Here is a 22,063-nt window from a genome sequence, read left to right as displayed (position 1 = left end):
ACGGGGCTTTCGTGCCACCGGGATTTCGTGCTACCTAAAGGCAGCCGCCCGTCCCGGCCCGCCGGAGCCCCGCTCCCGCCCGCCCGGAGGCGCCCGGTGTCCCCGTAGCTCAGCAGGATAGAGCACAGGATTCCTAATCCTGGGGTCGCAGGTTCGAATCCTGCCGGGGACGCCATTCCTGCCCAACATCTGAACCAAATCGCTCGTCGCCGGTTGTTGTCTCCGGCATCGGATCACCGGTGCCCTGGTCATGGCTGACGGAGGGGTGCCGGTGCGCGGTGTGCAGGATGGAGAGGATGCGGATGGCGGGGCGTCGTCGGTTCCGCCCTGGCGACAGGATGCCGCCTATGTGATTGCCATCCCCGCGCGGGACGAGGCCGCGCGGATCATCGGATGCCTGGAGGCCTGCGCACAGGCGGCTTCCCGTGCCTGGCCGGCCCGCGGGCGGATCCTGGTGCTGGTCAATAATTCCGTCGACGACACGGCAGCGCGTGCGATGTCGTGGGCTGCCCGGTCCGATCTGCCCATGGCCTCCGACATACCGGTTGACGTGGTGTCGTGCCGCTTGCCGCGGGATCTGGCCCATGCCGGGGCTGCCCGGCGGCAGGCGCTTGATCTGGCGCGCGCCAGGGTCGGGGAAGATGGCGTGCTGCTCACCACCGATGCCGATACCCGACCGGATCCCGACTGGGTCCGGGCCAATCTTGCCGCTCTCGGCAAGGGCGCGGCCCTGGTCTGCGGACGCATCGCTTTCGATCCGGCCGAATTCAACCGCCTGCCGCCGACGATCACCGCGCGCTACCGCTTGCAGGCGCGCTGGCGCCGGCATGCGGCTGAACTGGTGGCGCGGCTGGACCCGGACCCGCACGACCCCTGGCCCTCTCATGGCGAGGTCGGCGGGGCCAGCCTGGCCGTCGCCGCCCGGGCCTGGGACCGCGTGGGCGGCCTGCCCGCCGTATCGCATGCCGAGGACCGCGCCTTTGCCCGCCGGATCCGCGCCCATGGCCTGCCGGTGCGTCACGATCCCGCCGTTCGGGTGGTGACCTCGTGCCGGCTGACCGGCCGGGCAGCCGGCGGGCTGGCCGATACCCTGGCCGCCGGCCTGGTGGCCGGGGATCATCCGGCCGACGAGGATTTCGAGCCGCTGGGCATGCTGTGGTTGCGGGCCGCCTTGCGGGCGCGGGTGCGCCGGCTTTTGGCTGCGGATATCGATCCGGCGCCGTTGCTGCGGTGGAGCGGTTTCGAGGGCCGTCTGCCAGATCGCGCGGCCGGCTTCGGGCCGGTCTGGGCGGCGGTCGAGGCACAGCACCCTCATCTTGCCCGCTGGCGCATGCGGCTGAGCGATGTGGCGGCCGGCCTGCCAAGGCTGGTGGCGGCCTGTCGGGCGCTGCGGCCGGAGGGCGACGAAGAACATGCCGACCGCCTGTTTCAGGAGATGCCATGACGGCAGACATGGCGACGGACCCGCTCTCCCACACCTTGCTCCCCCACATTCCGCTTTCCCGCGCCCTGGCTGCCATCGAGGCGGGGGCGGCTGCCGCGGATCGTGAAGGCTGGGATCTGGGGCCCGAGATCGGCCGGCTGCGGGAGGTGGGGGTCTTCACGGCCTGTCTGCCGCCTGCGGAGGGTGGTCTCGGCCTGGGCCTCGGCCGCGACCCGCAGGCCACCCGGATGGCGTTCGACCTGCTGCTTCGCCTGGGGCGTGCCAGCCTGCCGGTCGCGCGGCTGGTCGAGGGGCATATCGATGCGGTGAAGCTGGTGACGCTTCATGGCAGTCGGGCGCAGATCGCGGAGATGGCGGCCGGGGTGCGGGCCGGGGGCCCGCTCGGCGTCTGGGGGGCCGATGATCAGCCGCCGCTGACGGCCGAGTGGTCGGCGGCCGCGGATGCCCCACACCGGCTGAGTTTCACCGGGGCCAAACGCTTCGCGTCGGGGCTGGGCCTGGTCACGCAGGCAGTGGTGACCTTCCGGTTGGGGCAGGAGACGGCCACGCGTCTGGCGCTGCTGCCGGTCGCGGACCGTCGCCGGCACCGGCGCCAGGACTGGCGGGCGGCCGGCATGCGGGCCACCGCATCGGGCCGCCACGACTTCACCGGCCTTGAGGCCGGGCCAGGCGCGCTGCTCGGCGGGCCCGGCGACTATCAGCGCCCGCCCCATTTCGACGGCGGGATCTGGCGGTATTGCGCGGCCCATCTGGGCGGTGCCCAGGCGCTGATCGAGGCCTGGCGTCGCCGGCTGGACGCGCGGCGGCGACTTGACGATCCGTTTCAGCTTGCCCGCCTTGCGCGGGCGGTGGGGCTGGTTCAGGCAGCGGTCTCGCGGCTGGAGGTGGTGGCGCTGGCGGTTGAAGCGGCCGGGGCGGACACTTCCGCATCCGCTACCCGTATCGACGCGGCGGTCACCGATGCGCTGCTGGCTCGCCAGCTGGTCGAAGACGTCTGCGTCGAGGTGCTGCGACTGTCCGAGGCGGCCCTCGGCACCGATGCCCATATGACCGATCAGCCGGTGGAGCGCCTGCGCCGCGACCTGTCGCTGTTCATCCGGCAGGCGGCCCCCGATGCCCGCCTGGTCGCGGCCGGCCGGGCGCTGGCTGGCCGCGCCGCGCGCGAGGGCGGACTGTGGTGACGCCGCTTGCCCGTGGCCGGGTGCTGCGCGCGGCCCTGGCGGCGCCGATGGTCGATCTCCACAGGCTCACCGGCGGCCGGCCGGTGATGGTTCTGGCCCCCCATCCCGATGACGAGACCTTCGGCTGTGGCGCGGCTCTTGCGGCCGCGGCTGCGGCCGGACTGCCGGTGATCGTGGTGGCGGTGACCGACGGCACCCGGTCCCACCCCGCCTCGCGACGCTGGCCGCCGGCCGTGCTGGCGCAATTGCGGCAGGCCGAACTCCGGGCAGCGCTCCGCTGCCTGGCCGGCCGCAGCCGTCACCGGATCATCGACCTCGGCTTTCCCGACCAGGGAGTGCCGGCCGATGGTGCGGACCTGGCCAGGGCCTGCGGACAGGTGGTCGCCCTGGCCCGCCTGGCGCGCATCGGCGCGCTCTGGACCACCTGGGACGGGGATCCGCATGTCGATCATCGCCGCACCGCGGTACTCGGCGCCCGGGTGGCGGCTGCGCTCCCCGGGGTGCGGTTCTGGCGGTTCCCGGTCTGGGGTCGCTTCACCGAAACCGCAGTTGCACCGCCGGACCGGCTTTACCGGTTCGACGGCAGGGGCTTCCGCCAGGCCAAACAGGCCGCCATCCGCTGTCACAGATCGCAGGTCACCCGGCTGATCGCCGACGATCCGGACGGTTTCGTGATGGCGCCGGAGACGCGCCGGCATTTCCTGCAGACGCCGGAGCTGTTCATCGGATCCGTATACGGCGGCCCTCATGTCCGGGCGTGAGCGGCGCTTCGACCGGCTCTACGCCTGCGACCCCGATCCCTGGGGGTTCCGCGATCGCCCCTATGAACGCGGAAAATACCGCGCCAGCCTGGCCGCGCTGCCGGCGCGGCGCTGGCGGGTCGCGATCGAGGCGGGTTGTTCGATCGGTGAATTGACGCGGCTGCTTTCGGCCACCGCGGATCGGGTGATCGGGATCGATGTGTCTGGGGTGGCGCTGGAGATCGCGGCGCGCCGCTGTACCGACCGGCCGAATGTGGCCTTCCTGCGGGCGGAGCTGCCGGAAGGCTGGCCGGAGCTTGCCGCCGACCTGATCATTCTGTCCGAGGTGCTCTATTTCCTGAGTGCGGCCGAAATCGACCGGCTTGCGGCCCGGATCGCCGGGCTCTGGCCGGCGGATGGATATTGTCTGCTGGTGAACTGGCTGGGGCCGACGGGAGAGGCGCTGCAGGGGGAGGAAGCGGCCCGGCTGTTCCTGGCCCGGTTGGCGGCCCATGCCGGCCCCCTGGACCACACGATCGGGGGCGGTGCCGGCTATCGGATCGATCTGGCCTCTCGGGTTAAGCGGATCAGCCGCGAAAGATCTCCCTGCGGTGATAGCGCAGAAATTCCGGATGCGGCCGGAGATCCGGGATATCCGGCACCACCAGACGCCGGTCGGGATGGATGATCCGCAGGATCGTGTCCGGCACCCGGCCCTGGTCGAGCAGCAGGCTGTGATCCTCGTCCACCGAGACCAGACCGTGATCGAACATCCAGTGCAGCGTGCCGGTCAGGGCCAGGCCGTTGCGCACCGAATCCGGCCCGTCGTCGGCGACCGGCCGGATATGGGCGGCTTCTGCCTCGCCCCGGCCGTCGGCGTCGACGAGAGCGAGGCCGGTCATTGCGCAGCGCCGGCCATAGGCGCGGCGCACGACATCCGCGAAAGCGCGGTCGCGGAAGGGGCGGGTGACCAGACGCTCGATCATCGGGCGGGGCGAGGGCAGCACGTCGTCGAAAACGGCCGGTGCCTCGCCGAAACCGTCGAAGGGTGCGGCCGTCTGCGAGACGGTCACCGGTGGGGCGATCAGCCGGCCGAAGCCGGCGGCGACGATGCGATCGAATTCCGCATCCGACAGATTTCGCACCGCACGGCCGAAAGCGCCCTTGCTGGTGCCGCCATCGCCCCGCGTCAGACCGCGTTCATAGGTGTCGCCAGGGCCTGCCCGGAAGGGGACGGGGTGTTCGAGATCGAGATAGCCGTCGATCCGGGCGTAGAAGTGATCGGGCCGGACCGGGTCGGGCTCGATCCCGGCCACCCGGGCGATGGCGAAATAGGCCTGCCGGCCGCCGCGGCTGCCGGGGTCGGCTGAACGCCGGCGGGGTTCGTAATAGACGATCCAGTCGCCGAGGGCAGCCTCGACCTGGCGCAGATAGCTGCGCGGGAAATGGTAATAGCGCTCGGGCAGGTCGTCATAGCTCGGCGACACTCTGGTCGTGAACACCGCCTTGACCATGACTCACCGGGTTCTCCCTGCCGCATCAACCATTGGAAGTTGTGAATGCGGCAAGGATACAGCAGGGAGTAGCGGTTCGACCAGGCCCCCTCAGCCGCCGGCGAAGCGGGCGCGTTCGGTGCGGAAGGCCGCCCCACGTGCTGACCCGGTGAACTGGTCGACATCGACCAGCGAGGCCGGGGTCAGAGGGGCGATGGCGCTGGCATTCAGCATGCGCTTGTTCATCCTGAGCGGTGTCGCCGGCTTGGCGGCAAGCTCCGCCGCCATGGCCCGGGCGAGATCGAGGGCCTGGGTCGCGCCGTCGGCGATGCGGTCGACGAGGCCGAGCGGTGCCGCCTGCTCCGCCGTCAGCCGTTCGCCCAGGATCGCCATCCGGCGGGCCGGCTGCAGGCCGATGGTCGCCACAAGCCGCGGCAGGCAGCCCCAGCCGGGCGTGATGCCGCGGTCGATTTCGGGCAGGCCGAAGAGGGCACCGCTGCGCGCCACCCGGAAATCGCAGGACAGCGCCATCACCAGCCCGCCGCCCAGGGCATAGCCTTCGACCGCCGCGATCGTGACCGGCGGGGTCGATGTCCAGGCCTCGACCGCCTCGCCGCCTGCCCGGGCGACGAGTTCGGCCAGGGCTTCGTCCGAGGCTTCGGCAAGGGCTGCGACGCCATCATCCTTGAGGTCGAAGCCGCCGCAGAAGGCGGTATCGGATCCGGTCAGGATGGCGACGGAGATATCCGGTCGCCGGGCCAGATGGCGGGCGGCATCCGCCAGATCGTGGAGCAGGGCGGGCGAAAGCGGGTTCACCCGCCGGTCCGGCCGTTCAAAGCGCACCGTGGCGATCGCGCCCTCGGTGGTGATGGTGACGGCGCCGGTCGAAGACCGGTAGGTGGAGACAATGGACATGGGGCGTTCCGGTCGGGGGCGTTCCGCGGTCGGGGGGCGGTCGGGTATCACTCGGCTGCGCGTGCTGCGGGCTCCATCAGGCCGAAAGTCGCTTCCGCGATGGCGAGTGAGGATGTCAGCCCGGGAGATTCGATCCCGTAGAGTACGACCAGGCCTTCGTGTCCGTGGCGGTCGACGCCGTCGATTTCAAAATCGCCGTCGGGCTGGCCTGCCGGGACCAGCTTCGGACGGATGCCGGTGTAGTCGGGTACCAGGGCATCCAGCCGGATCGCGGGGTACCAGCGGCGGATCGACTGGAAGAATGCGTCCCGGCGGCTTTCGTCGAACTGGTAGTCAAGACCGTCGATCCAGCACACGTCCGGACCAAACCGTGCCTGCTTGCCGAGGTCGACGGTGACGTGGGTTCCAAGTCCCCCCTTGACCGGCACGGGATAAACCAATCGCTGGAAGGGCGAGCGCTCGGCCAGCCGGAAATAATGGCCCTTGGCGAAATACATCGGGCGGATCGCGCGAGGCGACAGCCCGGACACGGCTTCAAGGAAAGGATTGGTGCCGAGGCCCGCCGACACGATCAGTTCGCGACAGGAGACCGTGGTGTCGTGGATGCCGCCGATGTGCAGCGCATAGCCGCCGCCATCCAGCACGGCGCCACCGGTCACGGGGGCATGGAAGATGAACTCGGCACCGGCATTCGACGCATCGCCCTGAAGGGCGAGCATGAAAGCGTGACTGTCGACAACGCCGGTTTCGGGTGAGACCAGTGCCGCCACGGCCGTGACGTCGGGTTCCAGCCGCGCCACCGCTTCGCGACCGATCAGATGCAGACCCTCGACATCATTCGCCCGCCCCCGCTCCTGCAGGCTGTCGAGGACGCCGGTCTCGTCATCATTGGTCGCAATGATCAGTTTGCCGCATTTCGCGTGCGGAATGCCGCGTTCAGCGGCATAGGCGTAGAGCATCCGGCGCCCGCGGGTACAGAACCGGGCCTTCCGGCTGCCCTTGGGGTAATAGATGCCGGCGTGGATGACTTCGCTGTTGCGGGAACTGGTCTCCCGGCCGATGCCATCCTGGCGGTCGACGACCAGGACGCTGCGGCCGGTCGCGGCCATCAGCCGGGCAACGGCCAGGCCGACGACACCGGCGCCGACGATGATCGTGTCGAAATCATGCGACATGAAAACTCACCCGTTCGATGGCCCGCCGGTACGGCGGGCTCGTCCGTTCGATACATCGTCGGCGGCGCGGCGTATGTGCATCAGTTCGCTGCGAGGCCGAACTGTTCGCGATAGTAGGCAGCAAGCCCGTCCCAGGCCAGGCTTTCCGACCAGCCGAGGGCCGCTGGATCGATGTGGCAGGTGTTGACCCGCGCCAGCGGTTCGCTGAAGTCGGTCTGCTCGGCCAGAGAAAGGCCGCAGGCAAGGCCCAGCCGCTCGCGCATCCGGGCGGCGAACCGTTCAGCGAAGGCACCCTGGGTTTCGACATAGCCCATGGGACCGTAGATCCGGTCGACCTGCGAAGACGCCATGGTTTCGACGAAGTCGGTATACGCCAGGGCCATCAGATCGACATGGATGTTGTCGCGCAGGTAGCGCGGCGTATTCACACCGGCCACATCGCCCTTCACCCAGGTCTTGAGCAGGTAGTTGCAGAACCGCGGTTCTTCGTAGGGGCCGAAGGGGTTCGCGATCATGAACTTGCCCAGCCGGATACCGAGCCGACCGCACCAGAAGCGGATCATCTGGTAGGTGAGTGCCTTCGACAGCCCATAGGGGGAGAAGGCTTCCCGGGGCTCGTTGCCGGCACCGGCATCGTTTTCAAAAACGCTGCCGGTTGCGACCACGGCCTTCAGGCTGCGGCCACTCATAACCTCGAGGACCTGACGAAGACGGTGCGTGTTGTCGGCCACGGCACCGGTCACGTCGAAATCCAGGCTACGATAGTCGGTCACGCGTGCCGCGTGATGAACGAGCACATCGAAGTCCCGGCCCTTGACGAGACCGATGAAGCCGTCGTCACCGAACGAGATGCCGGGCACGATTTCCGCGACAGCGGCCACACGTGCCGCCCGAATGCCCCGAAGCCCGTCATAGGCGGCGGGCGCCGACCGCAGCGGCGCCACCACCTCATGCCCAGCTGCGGCAAGCTTCTCGGCGATCCACATGCCGCTGAAGGAACTCGCCCCGGTGAGGAGGATCTTCATTTGATCCCCCTGAAACGCTCGACCCCGTGATACTCGGGGTCATAATCCGGCCAGGCGGCGTCTTTTGCGGAGATCTCGGTCGGCTCCACGGGCCACTCGATGCCGAAGCGCGGATCATTCCAGCGGATGCCGCGTTCCTCCTGGGGCGCATAGAAATCGCTCACCAGATAGAAGGCCTCGGTATCCTCGGTCAGCGTGACGAAGCCATGAGCGAAGCCGCGCGGCACGTACATCATCAGCCGGTTCTCGGCCGTCAGTTCGGCGCCGAACCACTTGCCGAAGGTCGGGGAGTCCGGACGCAGGTCAAGAACCGCATCCCAAAGGGCGCCGCGCACACACCGGACCAGCTTGACCTCGGACGAGGGGGCCAACTGATAGTGCATCCCGCGCAGGGTGCCCTTCTTGGCCGAAAGCGAGTTGTTGACCTGAACGTAATGGTTCACAAGGCCTGCCTCTGCGAACTCACGCTCGCAATAGACACGGGCGAAGAAACCACGGTCATCGCCCCGGCGTTCCGGTTCGATCACACGCACGCCGTCGACGGGGGTCTCGTGGAAGATCATGGTGCGATCACTCGAAGTTGGTGGTGAGCCAGCGGAGGTCGTTCGACAGCGCGCCCGAGGAGATGTGGCTTTCGAGCATCTTGAGGCGCATATAGGGCGAGTTGCGGAAATCGGCATCCGCGAAGCCCATGCGCTCCAGACCGTCCCGCAGCAGCTCGATCGACTGGTCCAGGGTCACCTGCGGCTGGTGATCGGGTGCCAGGCTGCGGAACAGCGAGAAATCGACCTTGTAGGAACGCTTGTCCGGCTGCGCATCCTTGTTGATGCTGACCGAGGTGCCCGGAACATGGCGTGCGACGGCTTCGGCCAGATCGCGCACCTGATAGTTCCACTGGTCGGACCCTGCATTCACGATGAGGAAGGCGCCACCGTTGTCGGCCTGCCGCGTCGCGGCCCAGTCGATGGCACGTGCCATGTCCCGGACGTCGATCAGCGGGCGCCAGGGGCTGCCGTCAGACAGGACCGTGATCTCGCGCTTGGTGATCGCGCAGGCGACGAAATCGTTGAGCACGAGATCCAGCCGCAGGCGATCGGACATGCCGCAGGCGGTGGCAAAGCGCAGGCAGGTGACGGTCATGTCGCCACGATCCATCGCCGCCAGGGCCTTTTCGGTACCGACCTTGGAACGGGCATAGGCGGTCTGGGGCGCCAGCTCATCGGTTTCCTTGCGGGCGCCACCCGGCGCGAAACCATAGACGCTGCAGCTGGACGCGAAGACGTAATTCTTCACACCGGCATCGCGGGCCTTGGCCGCGATCGCGATGCTGGCTTCCTGATTGATGTCGGTGGTCACCGACTCGAACTTGTTGCCCATCGGGTCGTTCGAGACTGCGGCGAGATGCACGACCGCATCGGCCCCTTCGAAGACCTCCGCCGGCACGTCACGGACATCGCCGAAGATCTGCGCATTCAGCACGCGCTCGGGCGCGTGAACCGCACCCGAATAGGCATGAGCGAAGAGGGCGCTGTCGTAGCCGACCAGAACGGCATCGGGGTAGGCGCGGCGCAGGTGACGGCCCACGATCGGGCCGACATATCCCTGGTTCCCCGTGATCACGATCTTCATACGTCGAAGGGTCCTTTTTCCTGATCGGTACGTCAGTACGCCAGATGACCGACAGAACTATGGCACGGCCGTCGAGCCAGCCGCCGGAGCGTGGTGCCGGCTGAAGTGATATGCCGCCCAGGCGATTTGACGTCAGAAATCCCATGGGCAACGCAGTTCAAACCATCGTCGGTTCATACAAGAAAATCAGCCGTCGATCCAGGGACCTTCCGCACCGCAAACGGGGTGTTGACGGCTTACCCGTGTCCGGTGGAGGTCCTTGATGCGGTTGCGCTGCCTGCTGGCGGCGAGCACGGGAGTACGCAGATCAGCGGCCCGGGTCCTGGAGCATCTTTCTGTCATAGGCCTTTACAGACCGACCGATCGGTTAGTTAAATGGGGCTATGACACACAGCCCCGCCCTCGCCGACACCGTCGAGCCTTCTGTTCAGTCCCGTCGCGAACGCGGCGAGGACACCCGCGCCCGGCTGATCGACGCGGCGGAGGCAGCCTTCGCCGAGCATGGCTTTCACGGTATCGGCGTGGCGGCTCTTGCCCGTGCCTGCGGCCTGGGCAATGCCGGGTTGCTGCATCATTTCCCCAGCAAGGCGCGGCTGTACGCGGCGGTGCTGGAGCGGGTGGCGGCAGAGGCGGACGGGCTGCTGGTGGCGGCACTCGATGCCGCCGGTAGCGAACCGGGCGGTCGTCTGACGGCGATGATCGGGGTTCAGGCCCGGTGGACGGCCGACCGGCCGGCGGCGGCGCGGCTGGTGCTGCGGGAGCTGCTGGACAATGTCGACCGGGTCGGCCGCGCCCGCCATCTGCCGCTCAAGCCCTATGTCACGCGGATGTGCGACGAGATCTCGGCGGGGCAGGCGGCGGGGCTGGTGGCGCCCGGGCCGGCGGTGGTGCCGCTGACCCTGCTGCTCGGTGCCTTCGCCTATGGGCTGGCGGTCAGGCCCACTTTTGCCCAGATGCGGCCGGAAGATGCCGTACTGGCCGAGGATGCCGGCTTCGTTGCGGCGATCGCTGCCGCGGCCCGGACGGCATTGTTCTCCGGAGGATGCGCCCATGACCCTGACCCCCGCAGGAACCCTGCCGGCTGATCCGTTGCCCGGCCACGACATTGCCGACCGGCTGGACCTGCTGCGCCGCGCCTGTGCCGGCCTTGCGGCCGGCCGGCCCGAGATGCCGGCGGCGCAGTTCGCAAGCCCGGTCGCACGCTATGCCGATCCGGCACGGCTGGCGCGGGAGCAGCGGCTGATCCGGCGCTTCCCGCAGGTGGCCGCCGCGGCCGGTGAGATGACGAAGCCCGGCGACTGGATCGCCCGCGACATCTCGGGCGTGCCGGTGCTGCTGGTGCGCGACGAGACGGGCCGGGTGAATGCCTTCATCAATGCCTGCCGCCATCGGGGCGTGCGCCTGACGGCCGACGGCTGCGGTGCCGGCCGGCGCAGTTTCACCTGCCCCTATCACGCCTGGACCTACGGCACCGACGGCGCGCTCAAAGCGCTGCCCAAGGCCTATGGCTTTCCGGATCTGGACCGTGCCGGCCGCGGGCTGGTCCGGCTTGCGGTGGCCGAGCGGGCCGGGCTGATCTGGGTGGTGACCGATCCGGGCCTCGCCGATCGGCCGGTCGATCCGCTGCTCTCCGGGGTCGCCGACGATCTGGAGGCGCTGGGTTTCGCAAGCCATGTTCCCCATGCCCCGCGCGATCTGCCGCTTGCCTGCGACTGGAAGCTGGTGCTCGACGGCTCGTTCGAGGCCTATCACTTCAAGATCGCCCATCGGGACACGATCGCGCCCATGTTCGCCGACAATCTTCAGGTCATCGACGAGTTCGGCCTGAACCGGCGGCTCTATCTGGTCAAGGCGGGGCTGGATCCGGCAGATCCGCCGGCGGCCGAAAACTTCGTCACCCGTGACTGGGGCAACATCTTCTATTTCGTCTTCCCCAACACCCTGATCCTGGTCCAGCCCGATCACGCCCAGGTGACCCGGGTGGAGCCGGCGGGGCCGGGGCAATGCGTGCTGCGCGAGGTGGCGCTGATACCGGCGGCTCCCGACACTGAAAAGGCTGCCCGCCACTGGGCGCGCAATGTCGAGATCTATCGTGCGGCGCTGGGTGAGGACTACGCGCTGGCCGAATCGACCTGGTCGACGCTCGCCTCCGGCGCCAACGACACCCTGCTCTTCGGCGGCTATGAATTCGCCGCCGCCCGCTTTCACGAACAGCTGGAGGCCGAACTGGGGGCGCTCAGAGCGTCAGTCCTGCAGCCCTGAGCAGGGCCGGGATATCGGCCGGATAGACCGGCGCATCGGCATGGATCAACTCGGCCGGATGCCACCAGCGGTGTTCCGCCAGTACCCGGCGTTCCAGCTCGGTCCAGTTGTCCTGAACCAGGGTATGGCGGCCGGGCAGGCGGATCAGGAAGAAGCGCTCCTCGGCGAGCACGACCTCGCCATCGCTCATCCGCAGTTCGACCTCGTGCTCGAAGACGGCGGGGCCGGGATGGTCGATCACCAGCCCCACCTCTTCATAGAGCTCGCGCACCGCCGCCTGCTCGAAGCTCTCGCCCGGCTCCACCCCGCCGCCGGGCGTGGCCCAGCAGCCCTGACCGGCCGTGGGACCAGAGAGAAAGGTGAAGCGGAAGAGCAGGATCCGCCCGTCCCCGTCGACGACGAAGAGCCGGGCGGCCGGGCGGCGGCGCGTGGTCATCGGGCCGGTCAGGGCTTCACGGCTGCGGTCACGATCACCTCGACCCGGTATTCCGGGGCGGCCAGCTTCGCTTCGCCGGTGGCACGGGCGGGGGTATGGCCGGGCACGACCCACTTGTCCCAGACCGCGTTCATCTCGGCGAAATCAGCCATGTCGGCCAGCCAGATGATTGCCTGAAGGATGCGGCTGCGGTCGCTGCCGGCCTTCTCCAGCAGGGCGTCGACCTCGGCCAGCGCGTCGGCGGTCTGCTCGGCGACGCTCTTGCCGGGGGTGCCGACCTGGCCGGCCAGCCAGACCATGCCGTTATAGACGACCGCGTCGCTCATCCGCGGACCGGTGTCGATGCGGCGGATATCGGGGTTGGTGGCGTCGGTCATGAGATCGGCTCCTGGAAGTCTCCCGCCTGCGGGGAGAGGCAGTGGAATGACGGGGGCCGGATGGGGGTTCCGCCCGGCCCGGGATAGGTGTACCAGTGGGGCCGTCCCGCCGCCAAGCTTCCGGAGCCCGCGCCGCCCATGACTCCCACGGAAATCCGCGCCCGCGTGCTCCACCGCGACCGTCTGGTGGTGATCATCGACAAGCCCGCCGGGCTGCCGGTCCATGCCGGCCCGCGCGGCGGGCCCAATCTGGAGCTGTATCTCGACGCGCTGCGCTTCGGCTACAAGGAGCAGCCGTCGCTGGCCCACCGGCTGGATCGCGACACCAGCGGCTGCCTGGTGCTGGGGCGCAATCGGCGGGCGCTGGCCAGGCTCGGCCGGATGTTCCAGGGGGGGCGGGTCGAAAAGGTCTATTGGGCAGTAACCGACGGCGTGCCCGAGGCACCGGAAGGGCGGGTCGATGCGCCGCTCGCCAAGCGCACCCCCGGTCGGGGATGGAAGATGGTGGTGGATCCCGCCGGGCAGGCGGCGGTGACCGATTGGCGCGTCCTGGGTCAGGCCGGTGGCCGGGCCTGGATCGAATGCCGGCCGCGCACCGGCCGCACCCACCAGATCCGCGTGCACATGGCCCATATGGGTTGCCCGCTGGTCGGCGATCCGGTCTATGCCGAGGGCGTGGGCGACGCCTTCGCCGACGAGATGCGCACGAAGCTGGGGCCGATGCTGCTCCACGCCCGGGCGATCACTCTGCCGCTCTACCCCGATCAGCCGCCGGTCGAGGCGGTGGCACCTGTGCCCGGCCATATGCGCCGGGCGCTGGAAGAGGTTGGGATGGATGGGGCCGCCGAGGACGCTTTCGCCCGCAGCCAGCGTGCCGCGGCACTCGCCGCGGCCGAGACGGCGCCTGCCGACGAAGAGCCGGCCGAGAAGCTGAAGAGCCGCCGTGGTCGCGGCTTCGAGGCGCCGCGTGGCCCCGGTTCCGGCCGCGGCGGTTTCGGCGGCCGTTGACGATCCGGTTCTAGCCTGGCGTGTGACAGGTCATGCCGGTGCTGCGGCCGCGAAGGTCGCAGAGCCCGATGGACCGCCATCCGGCGGGGCGGCCGGCGAGGTCGATGACAGTGTCGCTCGCCACCACCGTCAGCCCGCGCTCCTTCGCGATGCTTTCGATCCGCGCCGCCACGTTCACCGGATCTCCGAGCACGGTATAGTCCAACCGCTCGTCGTCGCCGACCGGGCCGCAATAGACCGTTCCGGCATGTACGGCAATCGCGACGGCCGGGTCCGGCAGGGCTGGTCCGTCGGCCGACAGCGCCTCTTTCGTCCAGATGCCGACATCGGACGCCACCTCCTGCGCGGCGGCCAGGGCCGCGGCTGCGCCGGCATCCGGCGCCTCGGGCCCGGTCGCGCCGAACAGGACCAGGATACCGTCGCCGACGAAGCCTGCGACCAGGCCGCCATGGGCGGTGACCACCCGGCGCACCCGGGCGCGATAGTCGCCGATCCACCGGCCCACGGTCTGCGGGTCCAGTCTTTCGGCGAGCGTGGTGGAACCGCGCAGATCGACGAAGATCATCGCGAGCCGGCGCCGTCCGCCCAGCTCCGTCGGGTCGCCGCCGCTCTGTCCGACATCGGCGGCGATCTGGGCCGGCAGGAAACGGCCGAGCCGACCGGCGCGCGCCGCCTCGTCCACCGCCCGGGCGACGATCCGGCGGTTGCGCCGGGCGGCGAAGGCGAGCACGCCGCCGGCCAGCGCCAGCATGACCAGCCGTGCGAGGTTTGGGGGCATGGCATGCATGCCGTTGATCTCGTCGGCGAGTGCTGCGGGATCGGGAGCGACCGTGCCGTCGGCCAGCATCGGCAGGCCCAGCGCCGCCACGGTCATGGCGGTGGCGATCAGGATCGCGCCGGCCCTGAGGCGGAGTGCCGCGATCGCCAGGATGACCGGCGCCAGCCAGACGGCAGTCAGCATCAGGGCGTAGTCGCCGGGCAGGGCGGTCAGCACCAGCCCGGCCAGGACCGAGGCGCAGAGCAGGCCGGCATCGACGGCGGGGAAGACCCAGGCCATCCAGCGCCGGTAGCGGCCCCGCCGTGCCAGCAGCACCCCGGCCCCGCCGGCCAGGCCGAAAGCGATCAGCGTTGTGAGGGCGATGACCAGCCTGGTGCTGACCGCCCCCGAAAAGATCATCGCCGGTTGCAGGATCAGCAGCGGCCCGACCAGGGAACAGAGCAGCACGGCCGAAATGGCGATGCGCAGCCAGCCGCCCAGCCGCTCGGCTGCGCGTTCCGCGGCATCGATCCCGTCCGAGGGCGGCGGCGCCAAAGGCCTACCCCTGCCTGACGGCATCGGCGAGGCGTGCGGCGATGCCGGCAAGCTCGGCGGGTTCCGCCCGCGGCATGGGTCGGACGGTGATGTCGGGCTCGGCGATCTGACGCTTTGAGAGCACGTCGGTCACCTCGACCATGGGGAAGACATGGGCATGGGTGTGCGCGACGTCGATGCCGGTGAAGGCGAAGGCCACCCGCGGCACCTGCCAGATCCGCTTCATCTCGCGGGCGAGACGCTGGCCCAGATCGACGATGCGCGCCGCGGTGGCGGGCGGCAGATCCTCGAAATAGGCATGATGCGCCCGCGGGATGATCAGGGTATGGCCGGGCCGGATGGGCTGGATGTCCATGAAGGCCATGATCTCCTCGTCCTGATGGACGAGATGGGTGGGCAGGCGGCCATCGGCGATGGCGCAGAACAGGCAGGCGGTCGGAGTATCGGTCATCAGGGCGTCCGTTCGCGGCGGAGGGGAGCGGCGCAGGGGATGCGACGCGGCCCGCATTGATACGCGCCCGAGAGTATAGTCCGACGCGCGCCCCGGACCGAAGCCCGTGCGCGTCACCAGATCCGGCTGGTCACGGTCGCCTGCGCGATGAGCTGCCCGTCAGGGTCGTGGATCTCGACCGAGGTCACCGTGCCGCTGCGGCTGCGCGACAGCACCCGGGTGCTGGTTTCCAGATCGCAGCCATCGGCCGGGCGCAGATAGTTGACGACCAGGGTTTGCGTGGCACCTCCACGGACCGTCGCCGGGTCGACCCCTGAGGCAGATGCCGTGGCACCGGCGATATCGGCCAGGGTGGCGATGACCCCGCCATGGACGATCCTGTCGACGGTGACGTTCTCCATGGCGAAGGGCAGGCGCAACCGTACGTCGTCTGGGGCCAGATGGTTGATCGTGATCCCCAGATGGCGGGCGACAGGCGAGGCGATCAGCAGTTTGCGGACCAGGCTTTCGATGCGCGGGTCGATCGTGGCGGTCATGGTGCGGCCTTTCGGATGGGGTGTGGTCTTCTATCTCGCCACCCCTGCCATGCCGGACTCCATGACCCCGCAGGTAATGCGGCGCGATTCGCCTGCTGGAAAATAGATCACAGGTTGTTTTTCAAGGGGGTGGTGTCTACTCTCGGGATCGGGATCACTTGCCGCGACGGGGGACGGATGACGGCGATCGAGATGACGGCCGCAGCAGGGACGGCTGCGCCCAAACGACCGATGAGCGGTGCGGCCGCCGGACTGGATGCGGCACTGGGCTGGGCGGCGACCCGTGCCCTGGCCGAAGCGATCCGGGGCGGAACCTTCGAGCGGCTGGCCGCCGGTCGGGCGGATCCGACCGAACTGGCCGCCGCGGTCGGGCTGCCGGTCGATCGCCTGCTGGCCCAGCTTGCGGCGCTTGGCGCCCAGGGCCTGGTGCAGCTTGAAGAGGATGGCCGCGTTCAACTGGCGGACCATGCCGGCGAAGTGGCCCGGGCTGCCGCCGTGGTGCTGGGGGGCGGTGTGCCAGCAGCGCCGTCGCGGCTCGACTGGCCGATCCTGGATCCGGCCCTCGGCACCTGGGCGGCCGCGGCCCTGGCTCCGGCGGGGCGCTGGCTGGTGCTGGGCGGCGACGCCGGTTTCGTCCGAAGCTTCGGCGAAGGGCTCGATCTCAGCCATCAGGCCGAAGACGCGGCAGAGTTCGGTGCCGCCCTGGCCGGCGAGGACTGGCCGGTGGGGCTCGACGGCGTGCTGATCCTGCGCGGCCTGGGCCGCAGTGCCAAGACGGCGATTTCGGCGGTCATCGAGGCGGCCGAAGAGGCGCTGCATCCCGGCGGCTGTTTCGCCTGCCTCGATCTGGTGCTCGACGACGATTATGCCGGCCCCCGTCATGCCGGGCTCTGGGCCTTTGCCCAGGCCGATCTGGGCGGAGAGGCGCCGCCGCTGACCCTGAACTTCCTGGGCTTGCGGCTGGCCGAGCTGTGCTTCACGCCGCCGGTGGCGGCCGAGGCACCGGATGGCGTCCACCGCCTGATCTGGAGCCGGCGCGACTGATCGACGCCCCGTCTGCGGTGGCCTTGCCGTCGGCGCACGGGTCGGCGATGCTGCAGGTATGGCCCGTCACGACCACAGATCCGCGCCGCCCGTTCCCGCCCGCCCCGGCCTTCATGCGCGGCGGCGGCGGGCGCTTGCCCTGGGCCTGGCCCTGGCGGCAGGGCTGGGTGCTGCGGCTGTCGTGGCGCTGGAAGTCGATGGGCCGCTGCGGCGGCTGCTCGGCCTTGAATATCGCGCCGCCGGCCATGTGGTCCGCAGCTTCCCCGATGCCTCAGGCTCCGATGCGGAGGCACGGGCGGCGCTTTATGCGGCCCTTGCCGAAATGCCGTCGGAGCTCGATCCCGACGACCCCCGCAAGGTGCGCGAGGGGGCGGCGATCTATGCCGATACCTGTGCCGCCTGCCATGGTGCGGACCTCTCAGGGGCAGAGGACTGGCGAACCCGCCTGCCCTCGGGGCGCCTGCCCGCCCCGCCGCACGATGCCACAGGCCATACCTGGCATCATCCGGACCAGCATCTCTTTGCCCTGACGGCGCTCGGCCCCGGTCCGTTTGCGCCGCCGGGCTATGAAAGCGACATGCCGGCCTTCCGCGACCGGTTGCGCGACGACCAGATCTGGGCCGTGCTCTCTTTCATCAAGAGCCGCTGGCCGGCTGATGTTCGCGCTGCCCATGACCGCATCTCGGCAGGTATGGCCCGATGACGACGCCCCGCAGGACGTTGTCCTCCCTTGCCGACCCCCGCCTCATCGATCCGGCGGGCTGGCGGCGGCTGGTGCCCTGGCTCGATATCGGGGGGCAGGCTGCGGTCTCTCCCGCGCGGCTGGGTGAGGAAGATCTGGCCCGGGCCGCCGACGGGCTGCACGACCATGGCTGGTTTGCGCTGCCGCCGGTGCTGCCGGCCGGGCTTATCGACGATCTCCGCCGTGGCCTGCTGCGGCTGAAAACGGCCGGGTGGCCGCCGGTCTTCATTCATGTCTTCGATCAGGCCTGGGCCCTGCAGGCCGCCCTGGCGCCGCTTGCCGCCCATCTGCTGGGGGAGCGGTTCGCGGTGCTGCCGCATCTCTGGGCCTGGGTCGTGCCGCCGGTCGAGGGGGCCCGCGGCTGGCCGGGGCATCGGGATCTCATCGGACGAAGCGTGTTTCCGGGCGGCATCCACATGACCCTGAGCTTCTGGGTGCCGCTGGTCGATGCCGGGCTCGACAATGGCTGCATGCGGGTGGTGCCGCTCGAGGTGGAGCGCAGCCTGCCGGCGCCGCTCGAGACCCTGATCGCCGAGGGGCGGCTGCCGCAGGAGCCCGAGGAGATCGGCCTGGCGCTGCCCGCCGCTGCCGGGTCGGTCCTGGGCTGGCGGCAGGATCTCTATCACTGGTCGGGGCGTGTCCGGGTGGGCGCCGCCGGACCACGGATCAGCATCGCAATCGAGATGCAGAACACGGCCTTTGACCCGGTGGCTGAACCGCTGATCCGGCCGGATTCGCCGCCCGACATGCAGACGCGTGTGGATCTGATCCTCCGCGCCCTCGGAACCTATGCACGCATGGAGCGTGTTCCGGATCGTCTGCCGATTGAAACTCTCGCGCAAGAATTTCAATAAAAAATCGCTCGGGAAATCTGTGGCGAATTAAACGCAAAGGTTAATTTGAACGCGGATTGATTGCGCTTGAATCGCGTGAACAAATCCATGAAATTCCGAGCAACCCCGTTGCGCCGGCACCCTTGCCATTGTGCTTTTGGTGCCGAGGGCTATATTCAGGCCGACATTATACCCAGTCGACGCCTCCGCGCGGTGTCGCGCGGAGCGGCTCAAGGAGTCTTACCGCATGACCGAGAACACCGCCGTCCGTGCTGGTACCGTCACCATCACCGACGATATCAGCGGACAGAGCCACGAGCTGCCGATCTTTGGCGGCACCGCGGGCAACAAGGTGATCGATATCCGCACCCTCGGCGGCAAGACCGGCTATTTCACCTTCGACCCCGGCTTCATGGCCACGGCGTCCTGCGAGAGCAAGATCACCTTCATCGACGGCGACAAGGGCGAGTTGCTCCATCGGGGCTACCCGATCGACCAGCTCGCCACCCAGAGCAACTTTCTGGAAGTCGCCTATCTGCTGCTGAACGGTGAGCTGCCGAACAAGGACGAATACGCGACCTTCGAGCGCAATATCACCCGTCACACCATGCTGCACGAGCAGCTGACGAAGTTCTTCACGGGCTTCCGTCGCGACGCGCATCCGATGGCGGTGATGGTGGGCGTGGTCGGCGCAATGTCGGCCTTCTATCACGACAGCACCGACATCAACGATCCGGCGCATCGTATGATCGCCTCGCATCGTCTGATCGCCAAGGTTCCGACCATCGCGGCGATGGCCTACAAGTACTCCGTCGGTCAGCCCTTCGTGTATCCGCGCAACGACCTGGGCTATGCCGAGAACTTCCTGCACATGATGTTCTCGGTGCCGTGCGAGACCTATGAGGTGAACCCGGTTCTGGCCAAGGCCATGGATCGCATCCTGATCCTGCACGCCGATCACGAGCAGAACGCCTCGACCTCGACCGTCCGCCTCGCCGGTTCGTCGGGTGCCAATCCCTTCGCCTGCATCGCGGCCGGCATCGCCTGCCTTTGGGGCCCCGCTCATGGCGGCGCCAACGAGGCGGTGATCAAGATGCTGGAAGAGATCGGCTCGGCCGACCGGATCGGCGAGTTCGTGAAGCGCGCCAAGGACAAGGACGATCCGTTCCGCCTGATGGGCTTCGGTCACCGCGTCTACAAGAACTTCGATCCGCGTGCGACCATCATGCGCCAGACCTGCCACGAGGTTCTGGGCGAGCTGGGCATCAAGGACGAGCCGCTGCTCGACATCGCCATGAAGCTCGAGAAGATCGCGCTGGAGGACGAGTACTTCGTGGAGCGGAAGCTCTACCCGAACGTCGACTTCTATTCGGGCATCATCCTGCGGGCCATGGGCATCCCGACCAGCCTGTTCACCGTGCTGTTCGCGGTGGCCCGCACCGTCGGCTGGGTCGCCCAGTGGAAGGAGATGATCGAGGATCCCACCCAGAAGATCGGCCGTCCCCGTCAGCTCTATACCGGTGCCGCCGCCCGCGACTATGTGGCGATCAACGCGCGCTGATCCGACCAGCATCGAATCCGACCGACTGCACCGCCCCCGGACTGACTGTCCGGGGGCGGTCGTGTTTCGGGCGGACCGGTGCGTTCCGATTGTGAACGTCGCGTTATGCGCGTGTGTGATCGTGCGAAATGCGACCGTCGCGCGTCGACGTCTGCGATGCTAATCTGTGATCGGGGAGGGCCATGCACGGACCTCAACGATGCAGGAGGTCGTCCGGCGAATGGATCGACGGATCTGGGGGCTGACATTCGCGATGGCCGCAATAGGGCTGGCGCTGATCCAGCTCGTTCGGGTCGAGGGTGAGCGGCGGGATGCGGTGACGGAGGCCACGCGACAGCTGAGCCGCGACGCCGCATCGGCAGAGATTGCGATCACCGGGCTGTTGCGTGACGTCGGGGCCAGGCTCGATCGTCTGGCGCTGGAGCTTGCGCCCCTGCTCCGCACGGGCGACGAGGACGTCCTCGCCTCCCGGCTTCGTCCGCAGCTGACGCAGGGCCTTGAGGGGGGGACCCTGCGTATAACTGATGGTGCCGGCCGGATTCTGATTCAGCTGGGGGAGGTTCTGCCCCTGGCCCCCTCGGGGCTGCTGGCGGTCACCGCTCACGACCATGCGACTGCACCCCCACCCGAAGCGGCTTCAAGGTTGATGGCGAGCGGGCTGTTCATCGCGGCCGACCGGGACCGTGTGGTGCTCAGCCGTCCGATCATCGACGTGGCGGAAGCCGGCGCGAACAGGCGGCCCGAGGGCGTGGTGGTCATGCTGCTGGGCCGGTCCGCCTTCCGGCGGATTACCGATCAGCTGATACCGGACGGCGACACCATGATCAGCCTTGCCGATGCGGCGGGCGGCCGGATCGTGGTGACCGGCGGGCGTCCGGCCACTGCCGATGCAGATCTGGTGGAGCGGCAGGTTGACGGCTTCCCCCTGCGGCTGATCGCGGCCCGTACCATCGTTCCGGCGGAGGCCGGCTGGGGAGGTCTGGTGGGTAATCTGGGCGCCAGTCTGATGATCGGCGTGCTGGCCGGGGCAGCTGCGGCTCTGCTGCTGGCGCCCCCGCGCGGGAAGGAAGCGGCGGATGCGCGCCCCCGAGAGGGTGGTGCAACGGTCATGCGCGGGCTGGAACTTGCGCGGGCTGCCGTCTGGCAGCATGACGCGCGCACGCGCCATGTCAGCGTTCTGCCCGGCTTGCCGGCACTTGGCATCGGGGTGATCGGCACGGCGGATCTGTTCGAACGGATTGCGGCTCCGGAACGCCAGGCGCTGCTCGCGGCGCTGGCTGATCTGGGGGCGGGGCGCCGCAGCGCGCTCGACATGGTGCTGACGGTGCCATCGCCGGGTGGCGGGGCGCCGCGCTATCTGCGCGTGGTCGGTGGAGCCTTGCCTGATGGCGGCCGCTCGACCGGCCTGATCCACGACATCACCGAAACCGAGGTGGCGCTGCGTCGGGCCGATGACCGGCTGCGATCCCTGACCGAGATCCAGTCGCTGGCGGGCATTGCGTCCTGGAGCTGGCCGATCGGCGCGCCCCGGGTCTGGTGTGCAAACGAGCTGTTCTCCGCCTTCGGGCTGGACAGCCCGCCCGACGGGGCGATCGATGCGCCGCAATTCCAGGCCATGGTGCTGGCCGAAGACCGCCCGCGGGTGCGGGAGGCATTGCGCCGGGCCCGGCGCGGCACGGTGTCGGCGCTCGATTTCCGCCTGCTGCGCATCGATGGCCGGATCGTGCGGATGCATGGTGCCGCGGCTCCGGGTTTCGACGATGACGGGCAGGTGGTGCGTATAAACGGCGCGCTTGCGGTCGATCCGGGTCCCCACCCGTCTGATGCGGCGAAACCGGAGACCGGCTTGCATCCATAGCCCGGACGGGTCAGGCTCGGAGCCGAGTTTCCGCCAGCCGC

Annotated in this window: 23 protein-coding genes and 1 tRNA gene; 13 read left to right on the top strand and 11 right to left on the bottom strand. The window is 69.0% G+C overall.

The genetic code is table 11. The annotated features are described in order from the left end of the window. Positions 1-98: 98 nt before the first annotated feature. The 5 genes from TMO_RS15370 (at position 99) to TMO_RS15350 (ending at position 4,053) form a co-directional block, all read left to right on the top strand. Positions 99-175: transfer RNA gene (locus tag TMO_RS15370), tRNA-Arg, on the top strand. Between the two features lie 75 nt (positions 176-250). Then, on the top strand, positions 251-1,444 hold the full coding sequence (locus tag TMO_RS15365; RefSeq protein WP_081598941.1) for a glycosyltransferase: 1,194 nt from the start codon (positions 251-253) through the stop codon (positions 1,442-1,444). Further along, a complete protein-coding gene (locus tag TMO_RS15360) occupies positions 1,441-2,625 on the top strand; it encodes an acyl-CoA dehydrogenase (RefSeq protein ID WP_014746562.1) in 1,185 nt (394 codons plus the stop codon). The genes TMO_RS15365 and TMO_RS15360 overlap by 4 nt, the downstream gene beginning before the upstream one ends. Further along, a complete protein-coding gene (locus TMO_RS15355; protein WP_145978149.1) occupies positions 2,622-3,386 on the top strand; it encodes a PIG-L deacetylase family protein in 765 nt (254 codons plus the stop codon). Before TMO_RS15360 ends, TMO_RS15355 begins: the two co-directional genes overlap by 4 nt. Beyond that, positions 3,373-4,053 carry a class I SAM-dependent methyltransferase gene (locus TMO_RS15350; protein ID WP_051045394.1) on the top strand — a complete coding sequence of 227 codons (681 nt, stop codon included), beginning with the start codon at positions 3,373-3,375 and terminating at the stop codon, positions 4,051-4,053. The genes TMO_RS15355 and TMO_RS15350 overlap by 14 nt, the downstream gene beginning before the upstream one ends. Here TMO_RS15350 and TMO_RS15345 read toward each other — a convergent pair. The 6 genes from TMO_RS15345 to TMO_RS15320 form a co-directional block, all read right to left on the bottom strand. After that, positions 3,953-4,879: an HNH endonuclease gene (locus tag TMO_RS15345; RefSeq protein ID WP_014746560.1), complete on the bottom strand. Its 927-nt coding sequence runs from the start codon at positions 4,877-4,879 to the stop codon at positions 3,953-3,955. The two genes, TMO_RS15350 and TMO_RS15345, sit on opposite strands and share 101 nt — an antisense overlap. A 90-nt stretch (positions 4,880-4,969) precedes the next feature. Next, positions 4,970-5,773 (bottom strand): enoyl-CoA hydratase/isomerase family protein, encoded by an 804-nt coding sequence (locus TMO_RS15340; RefSeq protein WP_014746559.1) that lies wholly within the window; start codon positions 5,771-5,773, stop codon positions 4,970-4,972. 47 nt (positions 5,774-5,820) lie between these two features. Further along, entirely contained in the window at positions 5,821-6,948 is a 1,128-nt protein-coding gene (locus TMO_RS15335) for an NAD(P)/FAD-dependent oxidoreductase (RefSeq protein ID WP_014746558.1), read from the bottom strand. 80 nt (positions 6,949-7,028) lie between these two features. Next, a complete protein-coding gene (locus TMO_RS15330) occupies positions 7,029-7,973 on the bottom strand; it encodes an NAD-dependent epimerase/dehydratase family protein (protein ID WP_014746557.1) in 945 nt (314 codons plus the stop codon). Continuing rightward, on the bottom strand, positions 7,970-8,536 hold the full coding sequence (gene rfbC, locus TMO_RS15325; protein ID WP_014746556.1) for a dTDP-4-dehydrorhamnose 3,5-epimerase: 567 nt from the start codon (positions 8,534-8,536) through the stop codon (positions 7,970-7,972). The genes TMO_RS15330 and rfbC overlap by 4 nt, the downstream gene beginning before the upstream one ends. 7 nt (positions 8,537-8,543) lie before the next feature. Then, complete coding sequence (locus TMO_RS15320; RefSeq protein ID WP_014746555.1) at positions 8,544-9,602, bottom strand: NAD-dependent epimerase/dehydratase family protein; 1,059 nt, start codon at positions 9,600-9,602, stop codon at positions 8,544-8,546. A gap of 383 nt (positions 9,603-9,985) precedes the next feature. Here TMO_RS15320 and TMO_RS29540 point away from each other — a divergent pair, with 383 nt between their 5' ends. Further along, positions 9,986-10,687: a TetR/AcrR family transcriptional regulator gene (locus TMO_RS29540; protein WP_014746554.1), complete on the top strand. Its 702-nt coding sequence runs from the start codon at positions 9,986-9,988 to the stop codon at positions 10,685-10,687. Further along, positions 10,653-11,864, top strand: coding sequence for an aromatic ring-hydroxylating oxygenase subunit alpha (locus TMO_RS15310; RefSeq protein ID WP_014746553.1), 1,212 nt, complete (start codon positions 10,653-10,655; stop codon positions 11,862-11,864). The genes TMO_RS29540 and TMO_RS15310 overlap by 35 nt, the downstream gene beginning before the upstream one ends. On the opposite strand, the gene TMO_RS15305 is transcribed toward TMO_RS15310, so the two are convergent. Beyond that, the gene (locus tag TMO_RS15305; RefSeq protein WP_014746552.1) at positions 11,839-12,300 is read right to left on the bottom strand and encodes an NUDIX hydrolase; all 462 of its coding nucleotides are present in this window, start codon (positions 12,298-12,300) and stop codon (positions 11,839-11,841) included. The two genes, TMO_RS15310 and TMO_RS15305, sit on opposite strands and share 26 nt — an antisense overlap. Positions 12,301-12,308: 8 nt before the next feature. Continuing rightward, positions 12,309-12,677, bottom strand: coding sequence for a RidA family protein (locus tag TMO_RS15300; RefSeq protein WP_014746551.1), 369 nt, complete (start codon positions 12,675-12,677; stop codon positions 12,309-12,311). A 138-nt stretch (positions 12,678-12,815) separates the two neighbouring features. On the opposite strand from TMO_RS15300, the gene TMO_RS15295 reads away from it, so the two are divergent. Continuing rightward, a complete protein-coding gene (locus TMO_RS15295) occupies positions 12,816-13,685 on the top strand; it encodes an RluA family pseudouridine synthase (RefSeq protein ID WP_014746550.1) in 870 nt (289 codons plus the stop codon). 10 nt (positions 13,686-13,695) lie between these two features. Here TMO_RS15295 and TMO_RS15290 read toward each other — a convergent pair whose 3' ends face one another. The 3 genes from TMO_RS15290 to TMO_RS15280 all read right to left on the bottom strand — a co-directional run bounded on the left by TMO_RS15290 (position 13,696) and on the right by TMO_RS15280 (position 15,984). Further along, a complete protein-coding gene (locus TMO_RS15290) occupies positions 13,696-14,997 on the bottom strand; it encodes an adenylate/guanylate cyclase domain-containing protein (protein ID WP_014746549.1) in 1,302 nt (433 codons plus the stop codon). Between the two features lie 4 nt (positions 14,998-15,001). After that, complete coding sequence (locus TMO_RS15285; RefSeq protein WP_014746548.1) at positions 15,002-15,448, bottom strand: HIT family protein; 447 nt, start codon at positions 15,446-15,448, stop codon at positions 15,002-15,004. A gap of 113 nt (positions 15,449-15,561) precedes the next feature. After that, positions 15,562-15,984, bottom strand: coding sequence for a PaaI family thioesterase (locus tag TMO_RS15280; protein WP_014746547.1), 423 nt, complete (start codon positions 15,982-15,984; stop codon positions 15,562-15,564). Between the two features lie 177 nt (positions 15,985-16,161). On the opposite strand from TMO_RS15280, the gene TMO_RS15275 reads away from it, so the two are divergent. The 5 genes from TMO_RS15275 (at position 16,162) to TMO_RS15255 (ending at position 22,022) form a co-directional block, all read left to right on the top strand. Continuing rightward, on the top strand, positions 16,162-17,028 hold the full coding sequence (locus tag TMO_RS15275; RefSeq protein ID WP_014746546.1) for a hypothetical protein: 867 nt from the start codon (positions 16,162-16,164) through the stop codon (positions 17,026-17,028). A gap of 58 nt (positions 17,029-17,086) precedes the next feature. Further along, a complete protein-coding gene (locus TMO_RS32260; RefSeq protein ID WP_014746545.1) occupies positions 17,087-17,731 on the top strand; it encodes a c-type cytochrome in 645 nt (214 codons plus the stop codon). After that, the gene (locus TMO_RS15265; RefSeq protein ID WP_014746544.1) at positions 17,728-18,624 is read left to right on the top strand and encodes a phytanoyl-CoA dioxygenase family protein; all 897 of its coding nucleotides are present in this window, start codon (positions 17,728-17,730) and stop codon (positions 18,622-18,624) included. The genes TMO_RS32260 and TMO_RS15265 overlap by 4 nt, the downstream gene beginning before the upstream one ends. Before the next feature lie 226 nt (positions 18,625-18,850). Then, positions 18,851-20,164, top strand: a complete 1,314-nt coding sequence (gene gltA / locus TMO_RS15260; RefSeq protein WP_014746543.1) for a citrate synthase — start codon at positions 18,851-18,853, stop codon at positions 20,162-20,164. A gap of 220 nt (positions 20,165-20,384) precedes the next feature. Continuing rightward, entirely contained in the window at positions 20,385-22,022 is a 1,638-nt protein-coding gene (locus TMO_RS15255; RefSeq protein WP_014746542.1) for a PAS domain-containing protein, read from the top strand. Positions 22,023-22,063: the final 41 nt, after the last annotated feature.

It is taken from the genome of Tistrella mobilis KA081020-065 (genome assembly GCF_000264455.2).
Classification (GTDB): Bacteria; Pseudomonadota; Alphaproteobacteria; order Tistrellales; family Tistrellaceae; genus Tistrella; species Tistrella mobilis.
This window is presented reverse-complemented; position numbering and strand designations above follow the sequence as displayed.

Coding starts and splice junctions, on each gene's coding strand:
- TMO_RS15365 (WP_081598941.1), top strand. CDS start 251: ATGGCTGACGGAGGGGTGCCGGTGCGCGGTGTGCAGGATGGAGAGGAT.
- TMO_RS15360 (WP_014746562.1), top strand. CDS start 1,441: ATGACGGCAGACATGGCGACGGACCCGCTCTCCCACACCTTGCTCCCC.
- TMO_RS15350 (WP_051045394.1), top strand. CDS start 3,373: ATGTCCGGGCGTGAGCGGCGCTTCGACCGGCTCTACGCCTGCGACCCC.
- TMO_RS15345 (WP_014746560.1), bottom strand. CDS start 4,879: ATGGTCAAGGCGGTGTTCACGACCAGAGTGTCGCCGAGCTATGACGAC.
- TMO_RS15340 (WP_014746559.1), bottom strand. CDS start 5,773: ATGTCCATTGTCTCCACCTACCGGTCTTCGACCGGCGCCGTCACCATC.
- TMO_RS15335 (WP_014746558.1), bottom strand. CDS start 6,948: ATGTCGCATGATTTCGACACGATCATCGTCGGCGCCGGTGTCGTCGGC.
- TMO_RS15330 (WP_014746557.1), bottom strand. CDS start 7,973: ATGAAGATCCTCCTCACCGGGGCGAGTTCCTTCAGCGGCATGTGGATC.
- rfbC (WP_014746556.1), bottom strand. CDS start 8,536: ATGATCTTCCACGAGACCCCCGTCGACGGCGTGCGTGTGATCGAACCG.
- TMO_RS15320 (WP_014746555.1), bottom strand. CDS start 9,602: ATGAAGATCGTGATCACGGGGAACCAGGGATATGTCGGCCCGATCGTG.
- TMO_RS29540 (WP_014746554.1), top strand. CDS start 9,986: ATGACACACAGCCCCGCCCTCGCCGACACCGTCGAGCCTTCTGTTCAG.
- TMO_RS15310 (WP_014746553.1), top strand. CDS start 10,653: ATGACCCTGACCCCCGCAGGAACCCTGCCGGCTGATCCGTTGCCCGGC.
- TMO_RS15305 (WP_014746552.1), bottom strand. CDS start 12,300: ATGACCACGCGCCGCCGCCCGGCCGCCCGGCTCTTCGTCGTCGACGGG.
- TMO_RS15300 (WP_014746551.1), bottom strand. CDS start 12,677: ATGACCGACGCCACCAACCCCGATATCCGCCGCATCGACACCGGTCCG.
- TMO_RS15295 (WP_014746550.1), top strand. CDS start 12,816: ATGACTCCCACGGAAATCCGCGCCCGCGTGCTCCACCGCGACCGTCTG.
- TMO_RS15285 (WP_014746548.1), bottom strand. CDS start 15,448: ATGACCGATACTCCGACCGCCTGCCTGTTCTGCGCCATCGCCGATGGC.
- TMO_RS15280 (WP_014746547.1), bottom strand. CDS start 15,984: ATGACCGCCACGATCGACCCGCGCATCGAAAGCCTGGTCCGCAAACTG.
- TMO_RS15275 (WP_014746546.1), top strand. CDS start 16,162: ATGACGGCGATCGAGATGACGGCCGCAGCAGGGACGGCTGCGCCCAAA.
- TMO_RS32260 (WP_014746545.1), top strand. CDS start 17,087: ATGGCCCGTCACGACCACAGATCCGCGCCGCCCGTTCCCGCCCGCCCC.
- TMO_RS15265 (WP_014746544.1), top strand. CDS start 17,728: ATGACGACGCCCCGCAGGACGTTGTCCTCCCTTGCCGACCCCCGCCTC.
- gltA (WP_014746543.1), top strand. CDS start 18,851: ATGACCGAGAACACCGCCGTCCGTGCTGGTACCGTCACCATCACCGAC.
- TMO_RS15255 (WP_014746542.1), top strand. CDS start 20,385: ATGGATCGACGGATCTGGGGGCTGACATTCGCGATGGCCGCAATAGGG.